This window comes from Selenomonas sp. KH1T6 (genome assembly GCF_900108415.1).
Lineage (GTDB): Bacteria > Bacillota > Negativicutes > Selenomonadales > Selenomonadaceae > Selenomonas_B > Selenomonas_B ruminantium_A.
In genome coordinates this window covers 99292-113672 of the sequence record NZ_FNWN01000001.1, presented here as the reverse complement: position 1 = coordinate 113672, position 14381 = coordinate 99292, and the positions used below count along the sequence as shown (strand labels likewise).

Sequence of the window (14381 nt, the reverse complement as noted above, 5' to 3'; positions counted from 1 at the left end):
AACAAGATTTATGAAAGAGAGGACTCAATATGAACTACTACGAAAACTCAGAAAAAGTTCCATCTGAATCTGATATTTTTGCTTATCTTGTATATTCAGTTTCACGTGAATGCATAAAAATAAACGTGTTTCTTATCGCCATTTTGTGTATTTCCACATTCGTAATTTAATCATTAAATTAAGGGGCATTATCCATGAATCATTCTCATGGATAATGCCTTTTTTTGTGTTAACGATAACTTGATTTTTCACTTCTTGGAGAATCATAATCGCCCTCTGTTATCATAGTATAAGTGCTTAATAAAGGCTGTCCTCATCCGTGAACCGTGCAAACGTAATTTTACCAGCTGCGTCTAACTGATATATCAGGTAACTCCCAGTTTCCTTGATTGGCAGCCCCAGACTTTCATCGTTGACCTTATCCCCAAGATCCTGGGGCGCAGCCGCATCCAACACCTGCTTCATGGTTTTGAATACACCAATCCTGTGTTCATTATTAGTCATGGCCAGCTGACGAAGAATGACTTCATCCAGTTCAAAGACCTTTCCGCTGTAATCTTGCTCGCCCCATTCCTCCATGCCCCGAATGATGTTTTCGATGCGCCTGCGACGTTCTTCATCCCTGGCTGCCTGGGCAAATGCATACACCTCCTCAGCTTCATGGAAAATTTTCGTCATGCTTGCACTTTCTGCCTCAGTCTGCTCTATCAGCTGGCGAATCTCCATTTCCCTTTGGGGAGCATTCTCCAGCGTTGCCAGATTAGTTTCCCGCTCTGCATGGAGGTTAGTAAGCTTTTTCCTTTGCTGTATTATCGCCCGCTTAAGCTTGTTGATAGTGCGGGCTGATTTCCTGGCTTCACTGGCAGCCGACACAAGCTGCCCCTCCAACACCCCAAGCTCAATCTCCTGGCTCAACCTAATATTGTCGTAGTTAGCAAGCCATACCCGAATGTCTTCAATATACCTTGCATGGGTCTCCAATTCAGCCTTGGCAGCCTCCTCGCTTCTTTGGGCTTCCAGGAGCTTCCTCTCTGCCACTTCGCGGGCAGTCTGCGCCTCTTTCAGTTCAACTTCCCTTGCCTGATAAGACACATCCGATTCCTCTATCTCCCGCCTGGTGTCAGCCGTCCTGCCTATAATCCAGTCAGGCATGTCATCATCCTCGGGCGCAAAATTCCTGCCGTAAACAGACCTGGCCATGGAAATCAGTTGGCAGTACACCTCCCCGTCCACTTTGGAGGTACCCGTCATCTGCTGCCACATCCCCAGCATAGCCAGGGCTGGCCATCCCGTTTTCTTTTCCTGCTGTTTCTTGTACTGTTGCAGCACGGCATCAGTCATCTCTGCCGGAGCCAGCACCTCATCAAGCTCCATATACTCAGCCGCATGGTTTACAAGCTCCTTGGCAATTCTCTCGTCCGAAGCTTCATCCTCCAGATCAAGTCTCTCTGCCAAGAGTTTCCGAAGCTCTGCATCCAGCATCCCCCGGCTGTCATTGGCGCACTCCTCAATCTTGTCCTCGATCTGCTCTTCAATGCTGCGGGGTCTCATATCCTTCACAAGACGATTCTTTGCCCCCAAGAGCCGCCCCACAGAGTTCACCATCCCGGCAGCCTTTTCAGCTACCTTTACCCCTTCTGTTCCCATTATGTTCTTGACAGTGACAACTTCAAATATGGCAACCTGATTTCGTATATCATCATCCATGGCCTTTTCCAAAACGCTCAATACATTTGCCAATAGTTATCCCTCCTATTACGCAAATCTTATCTGATTATGTATCAGCAGTGCATGATGGAACTTTGATTCTGATAGCCCGCATCACCTGCACCACTGTATCAATCATATTTTGACGAGCCATTTCCCTGTCCATTGCCTCTGCCAGCGTTGCAGGCTGCCTTAGAATGGGGAAATAGGCGTCTATGCCATGCTCATTGCATGCCATGGCTTCCGGGGTTGCACTGCCGCAGAAGGCTATGACGGGCTTTCCATATTTTTTTGCCAGCCTTGCCACTCCGATAGGTGCCTTACCCATTATGGTTTGTCCATCCAGCCTCCCCTCCCCCGTGATGACGAGATCAGCCCTGGCTATATATTTCTCCAGCTTCGTCTCAGCCAATACAATGCCAATTCCGGATTCCAGCCTTGCACCCATGTAGGTCATAAACGCAAAGCCCATTCCCCCGGCTGCCCCGGCACCCGGATATTCAGGATCAGCATGAGGATATTTCAGGCAGGAAATTTCCGCATAATGCTTCATCCATTCGTCCATATCCCTGATCTCTGACAGGCCAGCCCCCTTCTGCGGGGAAAACACTGCACTGCAGCCTTCTCTGCCACACAGTGGGTTGGCAACATCGCAGGCAACGCGGAAGGTACACTCCCTCAGCTCTGGCAATACATTCTTATCCTCAATGATGGCCAGCTTTTTTAGTCCAACAGCTCCCAGAGTTACCTGCTTTCCCTGCCCGTCCTGCATATCAAAGCCAAGTGCCTGAAGCATGCCCACTCCGCCATCGTTGGTGGCACTTCCACCAATGCCCACAATAAAATGACGACATCCCTTGCGTATAGCATCCACCAGTATTTCGCCCACGCCATAAGTAGTCGCATGAAGAGGATTCCTTTCCTCCTGGGGCACCAAAGTTATTCCTGCCGCTGATGACATTTCTACAATAGCTGTTTTTCCATCCGGCAAAATGCCATACTGAGCTTTGACCTTCTTCTTCATAGGCCCGGTAACTTCAAGGTTGTTAAGCGCTCCTCCCATTCCCAGCGTAAGAGCCTCCACCGTCCCTTCCCCGCCATCTGCCAGGGGCATGACTTTAACATCAGCCCCAGGGAATACAGCTGAAACGCCTGCACCAGCAGCCTTTCCTGCTTCAAGTGAAGTCAGGCATCCCTTGAAGGAATCTATTGCCACAACAATATTCATATTATCCTCCAAATCACAAACCATTGCAACCTTCTAAAACTTGGTGGCAAACACTCCGAACAGAGGTGTCTCTCCATACAGAAGCTTTTCTTTGTCATCCCAAAGCCTGTCCGTCAAATCAAAATCACTGTGTACCTCACCGAAGCCCAGGCTGCGCAGCAGTTCCACATCCCAGTAGGGACGTTTGGTACCGCTAAGGGGCAGCGTCATCGGATCAAAGGGTTCCGTGATTTCATCCGAACATTCCAAGGCATCACCGTAACGCTTCAGACATTCCAGCCTGCGTTTCTCAGCCCTGTCTGCCATCTTCTCATCATAGAGAGGCATATGCCAGTTGGCATCAAAAAACAGCAGCCTGCCACCGTTTCTAAGCAGCCTAAGACATTCGCCATATACCCGCCACGGGTCAGACAGCGTCCAGGTTACATTCCGGCTGACAATGGCGTCAAAGGAACCATCAGCAAAATCCATATTGTTTATGTCCATCTGGAGCAAAGTTACCTTTGCTCCAGACTTTTCTATCATTGACCCGGCCTGCTCAAGCATTCCTTCAGAGCAGTCCACAGCAGTCACTTCATACCCAAGACTGGACAAGATGATGGAAAAGAATCCCGGACCACAGCCTAAATCCAGCACCTGTTTTGCTCCCTCTGGAATTTTTTCTTTCAATAATCTCTGCCATGCACCTACCCGGAAACTTGACAGTTCCCTTTCTATGATGTTTCCATAGTTCTCCGCATCCTGTGACCAGTAGCGGGCCATGCTCTCAATATCCACTGAAAAACCTCCCCCTGCATCATCCTCTAAGATAATCCTAATCATACTTTGCTATCATAGTATACGATATCACATTATTTAGGAGATAAACCAGATATGAATAAATTTTGCAGGAGATACTTTATAATGCCAAACACTTCAGTGATTATGGCAAAGATAAAAATCTTATCCAGAATAATAGCCAGGCTTATCTACAACATTTTCCGCCTAATGATATGTCTGCAAATAGCACTCGTATTATTTTTATTGTTAGTCGGAACTTATAAGCTGATTATTTCATGGACAATGATGGACTTATCCCAGGAGTATACAAGCATCGACAATTATGAAGGAATCATCCTCAAGGATTATGATACTAATACAGCCTACAAGCGCTCATTCTGGGGATTGACAAAAACAGATGAACCAGTCGATTTCTCCTATCATGGCGAAAACTTAAACAGCAATGCACGCAAGACATTGGAACGCCTTGCCCCCGGCAATGCCGGGCATATTGGGCAATGTACGATATCCCCAGACGGCCGGAAAATCCTGTACATGAAAGCCAATCCCTCTGATGAGGCTGACCCCACTGATATTGTGGACTGCAGCTATAACGTGCTGAATCTTGATGATGGCACGGTCACAGAGTTTTTCCGAAATCCAAGAGCAGGACTGGGCGTAGAATGGCACTAGCGCCCCTCACTGCATTTTTATTTTCATTCCACTTTCTCTCCCCCTATTCCTGCCATCTCAATCATAAAATATTTTTCCTTCTTTGTGGTATTTTGAAAAACTTCCCCTTCATACATAATTCATGTAAAACTCTGGACCCTCACCATCTCCATTGAAATAGGCAACGCCCACAAAGGTCAGGCGTTGCCCATAAGGATTTAAATATTATACTCTATACCTGTCACTTTCCAGTGCTGCCTCTCTTGGTCATGGGTACACCCTGCTGGCAGAGAGGGCATTCCTCAGGCTGATATGTTTCCACATCCATGTGCAGCAGTGCCGTGCAGGGCACGTCGCCGAAGTCTGCCTTGCCGCCGCTGCGGTCTACCAGCATGCTCACGGCTACGGGAACGCCGCCGTGTGCCTTCACCACCTCGATGACTTCCTTGATGGAACCGCCGGTGGTGACGATATCCTCTACAATCAGCACACGCTCCCCTTCATGGAGGGAGAAACCTCTGCGGAAGGTCATCTTGCCGTCCACGCGTTCCGTGAAGATGGCGCGGGTGCCCAGGGCCTTGCCTGTCTCATGGGCCAGCAGGATGCCGCCGGTCATGGGACCCACCACCGTCTCGATGTTGGCATCCTTGAATTTCTCGGCCATGGCCTCGCAGAGCTGCTGGGTGTACTGGGGCTGCTGCAGCACATTGAACTTCTCCACATAGTGTGGGCTGTGCAGACCAGAGGTCAGGAGGAAATGACCGTCCATGATGGCACCGGTCTTGATCAAGATTTCCTTTACTTCTGCTTCAGTCATTATCTTACCTGCTCCATTTCTTTGATAATATTCTTGGCCGCCTGTACAGGATCTTCTGCTGACCTGACAGGACGCCCTACCACCAGATGGGTGGCACCATTTTTCAGGGCAGCTGCCGGTGTGGCTATGCGGCTCTGATCATCAACGCTGCTGCCTGCAGGCCGCACCCCGGGAGTCACTATCAGGAAATCCTTTCCGCAGGCTTCGCGAATCAGAGCTGCTTCATGGGGAGAAGCTACTACTCCGTCAAGACCTGCCTTTTTGGCCAGTTTAGCCAGCCGTACGGCAATGCTCTTGATTTTCACATCCTGGGCGAAGCCCAGATCTGCCCATTCTTCTTCACTGATGCTGGTGAGCACCGTCACTGCAATGAGCTTGGGACAGGGCACATTTGCTTCCTCAGCTGCCTTGTGCAGCCTTTCTGCTGCCGTCTTCATCATAGTGTAGCCGCCCTCGGCATGGACGTTCAGCATATCCGCTCCCAAGTCCATCAAAGAGCAGAGACCGCTGGCTACGGTATTGGGAATATCATGCAGCTTCAAATCCAGGAAAACTTTCTTGCCCTCGTCCTTGAGCCATATAACCGCTTCCCTGCCCACGCTGTAGTAAAGTTCCATGCCTACCTTGTAGGCGCTGACGCTGTCTCCGAGTTTGTTTACAAGTTCCCTGACTTCCTCCATGTGGTGGAAATCTAGGGCTACTATCAAGCGGTCATCTGCCATCTTCAAAGCCCCTTTGCATTTATTCAAGCCAGTCCACCAGTTCCGTTATATTCTTCAGGCCGTGGCTTTCCAAGTATTTTTCCAGTCCTTCGCAGATTTCCATGGTCACGGCAGGATTGGCAAAATTAGCTGTCCCCACTGCGATGGCATCAGCCCCGGCCAGGAAGAACTGCACCGCATCCTGCCAGCAGGAAATGCCCCCCATGCCGATGATGGGGACCTTTACAGCCCGTGAGACCTGATAGACCATGCGCAGGGCCACCGGCTTCACGCATGGTCCTGAAAGACCTCCGGTGACATTGCCCAGCACAGGCTGGCGGCGTTCAATGTCGATTTCCATGCCCATCAGGGTATTGATAAGGGAAATGGCATCTGCGCCTGCTGCTTCCACCGCTTTGGCCATCTGCACGATATCAGTGACATTGGGAGAAAGCTTGATGATGACAGGCTTCCTGGTATGGGCCTTGGCTTCCCTGACTACGGCTGAGGCAGCCTCAGGATCAGTGCCAAAGACGATGCCCCCTTCCCTGACGTTGGGACAGGACACATTGAGCTCTATGGCTGCCACTCCCGGCACATCCAGCATTTGAGCCAGTACGCCGTATTCTTCCACGGTGCTGCCGGAAATATTCACAATGACATTCATGCCATACTGGCTGATGCGGGGCAGAGTTTCCTGCAGGAAAAGTTCTACCCCGGGATTTTCCAGGCCGATGCAGTTCAGCATGCCTGCCCCGCCGGCAGTTTCCGTGATGCGCACTCCTTCGTTGCCCCGGCGGGGCTTCAGGGTAGTGCCTTTCACCACAACGCCCCCCAGCAGGGACAAATCCACGAAATCTGCAAACTCCTCCCCGAAACCGAAGGTACCGGAAGCAGTGAGCACAGGAGTCTTCATCTCTATGCCCAGTAGATTGGTGTGAAGGCGTTCAAATTGCTTCAAAAAAACACCTCCTCAGCAGGGAAAACCGGGCCGTCCTTGCAGACCTTGCGCCTGCCAGAGACAGTATCGATTGAGCAGGACAGGCAGGCGCCCAGGCCGCAGCCCATGCGGCGCTCCAGGGAAACCTCGCAGGGAACGTCATGCTCCTTGCACACCTTGGCCACATTCTTCATCATGATTTCCGGGCCGCAGGCTATGACCAGGTCATAGCCATTTTCCTTCAGCAACTCAGGCAGAATGGTAGTGACAAAGCCCTTGGTGCCCAGACTGCCATCATCTGTGGTAAGATGGATATTCTTGGCACATTCCTTGAAAAGCTGCTGCCAGAAAAGTTCCTTTTCCGTGCGGCCGCCCATCAGCACATCTGTTTCGGTCTTATGCCCTAAAAGATATCCTGCTGCATAGAGCAGCGGCGAAAGTCCCATGCCGCCCCCTACCAGAAGGGGCTTTTTTGCCTTGGTGCTGAAACCGTGGCCCAAAGGACCCAGAAGCTTGATTTCATCGCCAGGCTTCAGCTGTGACAGGGCAAGAGTTCCCTTCCCTGCCACCCGGTAGATAAGGCTCACATGACCTGTGGCAGGATCAGCTTCGGCAATGCCCAGGGGGCGGCGCAGGAGTGTGCCTCCCCTGTTTACTCCCACCTGCACAAACTGGCCGGGCATGGCCCGCAAGGCAATGCTGGGTGCAACTGCCGTCAGCTTGAAAACACCTTCTGTCAGTGCCTCCTGGCTGACCAGGGGAGCCTTGACGTCAACCTTGGCTGGCAGGCTGCCCATGGCGGCAACTTTTTCTGCCGGAGTTGCATGTTCATGCAAGGTCATCGCCACCTCCCACATAGTCCTGCACAGCCAGAGAGTAAACCAGGCGGCGCTCACGCATGAAGGAGAGCACCCGGAGCACTTCCCAGGCTGTATCCAGAGAGGTCAGGCAGGCAATGCCGTGCTCCACCGTGGCCCTGCGGATGCGGAAGCCGTCCTTGGCGGAATGCTTGCCTTGGGTCAGGGTATTGATGACCATGTTGATCTGGCCCTGCTTGATCATCTGAATGATGTCCGTGCTGCGCTCGTGTACCTTGCCCACTACGTCCACATCAATGCCCATGCTCTTGATGGCCTTGGCGGTACCTTCAGTGGCCACCAGGCGGAAATCAAGGTCTGCAAAGGCCTTGGCCAGCTGCTTCATCTCATTCTTGTCCTTGTCGGCTACGGTAAAGAGCACGCATCCCTTGACGGGGACATTGAGGCCGGAGCCCACCATGGCCTTGTAGAGGGCGCGGGCATAGTGATAGTCAATGCCCATGACCTCGCCAGTGGACTTCATCTCAGGTCCCAGGGAAATATCCACATCCGTCATCTTGGCGAAGGAGAAGACAGGGGCTTTCACTGCCACATAGGGCTTGGGCGGCACCAGGCCGGACTTGTAGCCCATGTCCTTGAGAGTCTCGCCCATGGCAATGCGGGTAGCCAGGTTCACCATCTTGATATCCGTGACTTTGGAAAGGAACGGCACAGTTCTTGAGGAGCGGGGATTAACCTCGATGATGTAGACCTCACCCTCCACCACTACGAACTGGATATTCAGCAGGCCTTTGACGTGCAGGGCCGTGCCCAAGCGCTTAGTGTAATCGATGATGGTATAGATGACCTTGGAGGACAGGGTACGGGGCGGATAGACGGCGATGCTGTCGCCGGAGTGAACGCCTGCGCGTTCCACATGCTCCATGATGCCGGGAATCATCACATCTACGCCATCGGAAATGCCGTCCACTTCCACCTCGGTGCCCTGCATGTAACGGTCCACCAATACCGGGTGGTCAGGAGTCACCTTCACAGCGCGGCTCATGTAGTCACGCAGCTCTGCCTCGTTGTAGACAATCTCCATGGCCCGACCGCCCAGCACGTAGGAGGGACGCACCATGACAGGGTAGCCGATACTAGCTGCACCGCTTACCGCATCTTCTAAATTGGTGACGCTGATGCCCTGGGGGCGGGGAATGCCCACCTGGGTAAGGACTTCATCAAAGCGCTCTCTGTCCTCTGCCCTGTCGATGTCATCCACTGCCGTGCCGAAGACCTTCACGCCGGCCTTCTGCAGGGAAGCTGCCAGGTTGATGGCGGTCTGTCCGCCGAACTGGACGATGACGCCCTCCGGCTGCTCTTTGTCAATGATATTCAGCACATCTTCCGTGGTGAGAGGCTCGAAATACAGGCGGTCGGAAATATCGAAGTCCGTGCTCACTGTCTCGGGATTGTTGTTGATGATGATGGCCTCGATGCCCATTTCCCTGAGGGCCCAGACAGAATGTACTGAGCAGTAGTCGAACTCCACGCCCTGCCCGATGCGGATGGGACCGGAGCCCAGCACGATGACCTTGCGGGCATGGCTCACCTGCACCTCATCCTGTTCCGCATTGAAGGTGGAGTAGTAGTACGGCGTAGCTGCTTCGAACTCGGCAGCGCAGGTATCAACCATCTTGTAGCAGGGCAGGAGTCCCTGGGTCTTGCGCAGTGTGCGGATTTCGTCCGTGGACTTGCCGGAAATCTCGGCAATGGAGCGGTCAGCCAGCCCCACCTTCTTGGCTGCAGACAAGAGGCTGGGGGTCAAAGGCTCGCTGGCCAGTTGCACTTCGATATCCGTGATGTTTTTGATCTTGGACAGGAACCAGCGGTCTACCTTGGTAACAGCATGGATTTCCTCCATGGTGGCGATGCCACGGCGCAGAGCCTCGGCAATTACGAAGATGCGCTCGTCATTGACCCGGGCCAGGTTCTTCTTCACCCGTGCATCATCCCAGGCAGCAATCTTTTCCATGTGCAGGCGGTGCACGCCGATTTCCAAAGAGCGCACTGCCTTCAGGAGAGCCCCCTCGAAGCTGCGGTCAATGCTCATGACCTCGCCGGTGGCCTTCATCTGAGTGCCCAGAGTCTTGTCAGCGTAAACGAACTTGTCAAAGGGCCAGCGGGGGAACTTCACCACGCAGTAGTCCAGGGCAGGCTCGAAGCAGGCCTTGGTCTTCTGGGTTACGGCATTGGTGATTTCGTCCAAAGTGTAACCAATGGCAATCTTGGCAGAAACCTTGGCAATGGGATAGCCTGTGGCCTTGGACGCCAGGGCAGAGGAACGGCTGACACGGGGATTTACCTCAATGACGTAGTAGCGGTTGCTGTTGGGGTCCAGGGCATACTGGGCATTGCAGCCGCCTTCGATGCCCAGCTCGCGGATAATGCGCAGGCTGGCAGAGCGCAGCATCTGGTACTCATGGTCAGACAGGGTCTGGGAAGGTGCCACTACGATGCTGTCGCCGGTATGGACACCTACCGGGTCGAAGTTTTCCATATTGCAGACGGTGATGCAGTTGTCATTGCCGTCACGCATGACCTCGTACTCGATTTCCTTCCAGCCGGCCACGCTGCGCTCGATGAGCACCTGGCCTATCATGGAGTAGTTGAGGCCCTTGATGACAATCTCAATGAGTTCTTCCTCATTCTCTGCAATGCCGCCGCCGGTACCGCCCATGGTGTAGGCAGGACGCACGATTACCGGGTAGCCAATCCCATTGGCAAAGGCCACGGCAGAGGGGACATCCTCCACAATGGTGCTTTCCGGGATAGGCTCCCCCAGCTTCTGCATAGTCTCTTTGAAAAGCTCGCGGTCCTCGGCCTGCTCAATGGCCTTGAGGGGCGTACCCAAAAGCTCCACATTGTATTTCTCCAGCACGCCCTTTTCAGCCAGCTGCACAGCCAGGTTCAGGCCTGCCTGTCCCCCCAGGGTAGCCAGCAAGCCATCCGGTTTCTCCTTGGAGATGATTTCCTCCAGGAAGTCCACCGTCAACGGCTCAATATAGACCCTGTCAGCAATATGGGCATCAGTCATGATGGTAGCCGGGTTGGAGTTTACCAGCACCACTTCCAGCCCTTCTTCCTTCAGGGCGCGGCAGGCCTGAGAGCCTGCATAGTCAAACTCTGCTGCCTGGCCGATGATGATGGGGCCTGAGCCAATGACCATGACTTTTTTGAGATTTTCCTTCTTTGGCAAAGCTTATTCCCCTCTCATCAATTCCAAGAATTCGTCAAACAGGTACATATTGTCATCGGGGCCCGGTGAGGCCTCGGGGTGGTACTGCACGGAGAAGATGGGCAGTTCCGTGTGGCGCATGCCTTCCACTGTGCCATCGTTCACGTTGATATGAGTCACTTCCAGGGGCAGATCCTTCAGGGAATCTTCCCGCACAGCATAGCCGTGGTTCTGGGAGGAGATGGTGACCCTGCCCGTGCGCAGGTCCTTCACCGGCTGGTTGGAGCCACGGTGGCCGAACTTCAGCTTGTAGGTCTCGGCTCCCAGAGCACGGGCCAGCAGCTGATGCCCCAGGCAGATGCCGAAGATGGGCTTCTTGCCCAGGAGTTTTTTCACCTCAGATACGATATCGTCAACATCGGCAGGGTCGCCGGGACCATTGGAAAGGAAGATGCCATCCGGGTTCAGGGCCAGCACTTCCTCTGCCTTGGTATCTGCGGGCATGACCGTCAGGCGGCAGCCTTTGGCAGTCATGGATTTCAGGATATTCTGCTTCACGCCGAAATCCAGGGCTACCACATGAGGGGGATTCTCCCCTTCTGCCGCTATCTCGTATGTTTCCCTGGTGGTAACCTCACGCACCACCTGAGTTTCGATGGGCACAGCCATCAATTCGTCCATTTCCTCCTTGGAAGCGTCCTCTGGCACGATGATGCCCTTCATGGTGCCGGCAGCGCGGATATGGCGGGTGACAGCCCTGGTATCCACTCCGTAGAGGCAGGGAATCTCCTGTTCCTGCAGGAATTCTGCCAGGGAGTGCTCATAGTGCCAGTTGCTGCCCTCGCTGCAGAGCTCGCCGATGATGAAACCGCCCACGAAAGCCTTGCGGGACTGCATGAAAAGCTCTGCTGTGCCGTAGTTGCCCACCAGGGGATAGGTCAGGGTCAGAAGCTGGCGGCAGTAGGAAGGATCCGTCAGGCTTTCCTGATAGCCTGTCATGCTGGTGTTGAACACCACCTCCCCTGTGGCCCTAGCTTTTCCCAACAGTTTGCCGGAAAATACCGTACCATCCTCCAAGATAAGTTTGCCTTTTTGCTCCAAAGAAGTCACCTCATTTATTCTGTAACCTTGCCATCACGCATGACGACGCGGCCATCCACTATAGTCAACACAGCCTTGCCTTTCAGTTTGCGTCCTGCAAAGGGGCTGTGGCTTCCTTTTGTATAGAACTTTTCTGCTTCCACCGTCCACTCCAGCTCAGGGTCAATGACCGTCACATCTGCAGCCTTGCCCACTGTCAGGGTACCTGCCTCCAGTCCGAAGACTTTGGCTGGCTCATAGCTCATCTTGGAAATCACCAGGGGCAGGTCCAGCTTGCCCTCGTGGTAAAGATCCGTCAGCATGATGCCTACAGAAGTCTCCAGTCCCGGGAAGCCGCTGGGAGCATTGGCGTACTCCTTGTCCTTTTCCTCCTGGGCATGAGGAGAATGATCAGTGACGATGGCATCAATGGTGCCATCCTTAAGTCCCTCCAGCAAGGCCTCGCAGTCTTCCCTGGCCCGCAGGGGCGGGTTGATTTTCGTGGAGCTGTCGAAAAGCTGCACGCATTCATCCGTCATGGTCAGGTGCTGGGGCGTAACCTCAGCAGTGACCTTCACGCCCCGCTTCTTGGCCCCGCGCACCAGTTCCACAGAACGGGCTGAGCTGATATGGGCCACATGGAGCCGTGCGTCGGCGTACTCGGCCAGCAGGATATCACGGGCCACCGCAATATCCTCAGCCACCGTGGGGCGTCCCTTCATGCCCAGCATAGCACTGCGATGTCCCTCGTTCATGACACCCTCGGCACAGAGGGTAGTTTCTTCCTCATGGTTGATGATGATTTTGTCAAAGCCGTGGAGGTAGTCAAAGGCGTTCAGCATGACCTTGGCAGATGAATCGAAATGCCCGTCATCAGAGAAGGCCACCGCCCCCGCCTGGAGCATATCACCCATCTCTGCCAGTTCCTCACCCTTCTGGCCCTTGGTGACAGCGCCAATCAGCTCTATATGTATGAGCCCTGCCTCTCTGGCACGCTCTTTCAGGCTGCGGATCAGAGCTGCCGTATCCACTACCGGTCTGGTATTGGGCATGGTGGCAACCCGGGTAAAGCCGCCTGCCGCTGCTGCCTTGGAGCCGGAGATAAAATCCTCCTTGGCCTCCTGGCCAGGCTCACGGAAATGCACATGCATGTCAATGAGGCCCGGAGCCACCACTTTGCCGGACGCATCGTAAACCTCTGCTCCCTCGGCCTTGAGGCCCTTGCCGATAGCTGCAATCCTGCCGTCCTCAATCAGCACATCTGCTATCTGGTCGAATTTATTTTCCGGATTGATGACCCGGCCGCCCTGCAATAAGATTTTCATGCCTGCTTACCTCCCGTGAGTACCAAAGTGAACAGCGCCATACGCACTGCCACGCCGTTCTGAACCTCTTCCTGAATGGCTGAATTATCGCCGTAGGCCACGAAGGGAGAGATTTCCCAGCCCTTGTTCATGGGCCCCGGATGCAGGATCAGCACATCATCCTTGGCCAGCTTCAGCCTGTCGTTGTTGAGGCCGAAGATGCGGGCATACTCGCGGGTGGTGGGGAAAAGACCGCCCTGCATGCGCTCCAGCTGGATGCGCAGGACTTCGATGACATCAGCTGCCTCGATGGCTTCTTCCACGCGCTCATGCACCACTACACCGGGTTCCTCATAAAGGAAGCGGGGCAGCAGGGTTTTGGGGCCTGCAATATGGATTTCCATGCCCATCTTGCGCATGCCCTGGATATCAGAGCGGGCCACACGGCTGTGGAGCACATCCCCCAGGATGGCCACCTTCAGGCCCTCCAGCCTGCCCTTGTGCTGCTGGATGGTAAAGAGGTTCAGCAGAGCCTGGGAAGGATGGGCGTGGGCGCCGTCACCTGCGTTGAGGATAACAGGAGTGGCAATCTTTGAGGCGTACTCAGCTGCGCCCTCTGCCTTATGACGCATGACAATGGCATCTACCCCCATGGCCTCAATGGTGTAGAGAGTATCGCGCAGGCTCTCGCCTTTCACGATGCTGCTGGTGCCTGCAGTGATGTTCACCACATCGGCTCCCAGGTACTTGCCAGCCAGCTCAAAGGAAGTGCGTGTACGGGTGCTTGGCTCATAGAACAGGGTGACAATGGATTTTCCCCTCAGGGCAGGTACTTTCTTGATATCGCGATGGATGATGTTCTTCATTTCCTTCGCCGTGTCCAGCACCAGCCTTATTTCCTCCGTTGAAAAATCCTCCAGCCCCAGGATATTGCGTCCCCGCAGGGAGACAGTGTTCTTATCCAAGCCGCTCACTCCTTCTTTGATATGTAATAATTATACACATAAAATGCATAAACTTACAAGAAAAATATTCCCCGGTGTACCACTTGCCAAAGAAGCTGCAAAAAAGGAGCTCCCTCATGCGTGTATGCATAAGAAAGCTCCTGGCCTTGTATGATCCATAGCGTCAAACTTCC

12 protein-coding genes are annotated in these 14381 nt (G+C 53.6%); 1 reads left to right on the top strand and 11 read right to left on the bottom strand.

Annotated features, from left to right (window positions below; translation table 11 throughout):
* Positions 1–297: 297 nt before the first annotated feature.
* Genes BLW59_RS00530 through BLW59_RS00520 form a run of 3 tightly spaced genes read right to left on the bottom strand, consistent with a single transcriptional unit; the run spans position 298 to position 3712 of the window.
* The gene (locus BLW59_RS00530) at positions 298–1740 is read right to left on the bottom strand and encodes a hypothetical protein (protein ID WP_074695291.1); all 1443 of its coding nucleotides are present in this window, start codon (positions 1738–1740) and stop codon (positions 298–300) included.
* 34 nt (positions 1741–1774) lie between these two features.
* Positions 1775–2935: a glycerate kinase gene (locus tag BLW59_RS00525; protein ID WP_074695289.1), complete on the bottom strand. Its 1161-nt coding sequence runs from the start codon at positions 2933–2935 to the stop codon at positions 1775–1777.
* A 33-nt stretch (positions 2936–2968) separates the two neighbouring features.
* Positions 2969–3712, bottom strand: a complete 744-nt coding sequence (locus BLW59_RS00520) for a class I SAM-dependent methyltransferase (RefSeq protein WP_051650310.1) — start codon at positions 3710–3712, stop codon at positions 2969–2971.
* Between the two features lie 126 nt (positions 3713–3838).
* Here BLW59_RS00520 and BLW59_RS00515 point away from each other — a divergent pair, with 126 nt between their 5' ends.
* Complete coding sequence (locus BLW59_RS00515; protein WP_074695287.1) at positions 3839–4387, top strand: hypothetical protein; 549 nt, start codon at positions 3839–3841, stop codon at positions 4385–4387.
* A gap of 220 nt (positions 4388–4607) precedes the next feature.
* On the opposite strand, the gene pyrE is transcribed toward BLW59_RS00515, so the two are convergent.
* Genes pyrE through BLW59_RS00475 form a run of 8 tightly spaced genes read right to left on the bottom strand, consistent with a single transcriptional unit; the run spans position 4608 to position 14208 of the window.
* Entirely contained in the window at positions 4608–5183 is a 576-nt protein-coding gene (gene pyrE / locus BLW59_RS00510; protein WP_074695285.1) for an orotate phosphoribosyltransferase, read from the bottom strand.
* A complete protein-coding gene (pyrF, locus tag BLW59_RS00505; RefSeq protein WP_074695283.1) occupies positions 5183–5905 on the bottom strand; it encodes an orotidine-5'-phosphate decarboxylase in 723 nt (240 codons plus the stop codon). The genes pyrE and pyrF overlap by 1 nt, the downstream gene beginning before the upstream one ends.
* A 19-nt stretch (positions 5906–5924) precedes the next feature.
* A complete protein-coding gene (locus BLW59_RS00500; RefSeq protein ID WP_074695281.1) occupies positions 5925–6845 on the bottom strand; it encodes a dihydroorotate dehydrogenase in 921 nt (306 codons plus the stop codon).
* The gene (locus tag BLW59_RS00495; protein WP_318258182.1) at positions 6842–7666 is read right to left on the bottom strand and encodes a dihydroorotate dehydrogenase electron transfer subunit; all 825 of its coding nucleotides are present in this window, start codon (positions 7664–7666) and stop codon (positions 6842–6844) included. The genes BLW59_RS00500 and BLW59_RS00495 overlap by 4 nt, the downstream gene beginning before the upstream one ends.
* Entirely contained in the window at positions 7653–10880 is a 3228-nt protein-coding gene (carB, locus tag BLW59_RS00490) for a carbamoyl-phosphate synthase large subunit (protein ID WP_029543973.1), read from the bottom strand. Before carB ends, BLW59_RS00495 begins: the two co-directional genes overlap by 14 nt.
* Positions 10881–10883: 3 nt before the next feature.
* A complete protein-coding gene (gene carA / locus BLW59_RS00485) occupies positions 10884–11960 on the bottom strand; it encodes a glutamine-hydrolyzing carbamoyl-phosphate synthase small subunit (protein WP_074695279.1) in 1077 nt (358 codons plus the stop codon).
* A 14-nt stretch (positions 11961–11974) separates the two neighbouring features.
* A complete protein-coding gene (locus BLW59_RS00480; RefSeq protein ID WP_074695277.1) occupies positions 11975–13264 on the bottom strand; it encodes a dihydroorotase in 1290 nt (429 codons plus the stop codon).
* Positions 13261–14208, bottom strand: a complete 948-nt coding sequence (locus BLW59_RS00475) for an aspartate carbamoyltransferase catalytic subunit (RefSeq protein WP_029543969.1) — start codon at positions 14206–14208, stop codon at positions 13261–13263. The genes BLW59_RS00480 and BLW59_RS00475 overlap by 4 nt, the downstream gene beginning before the upstream one ends.
* Between the last annotated feature and the right edge of the window lie 173 nt (positions 14209–14381).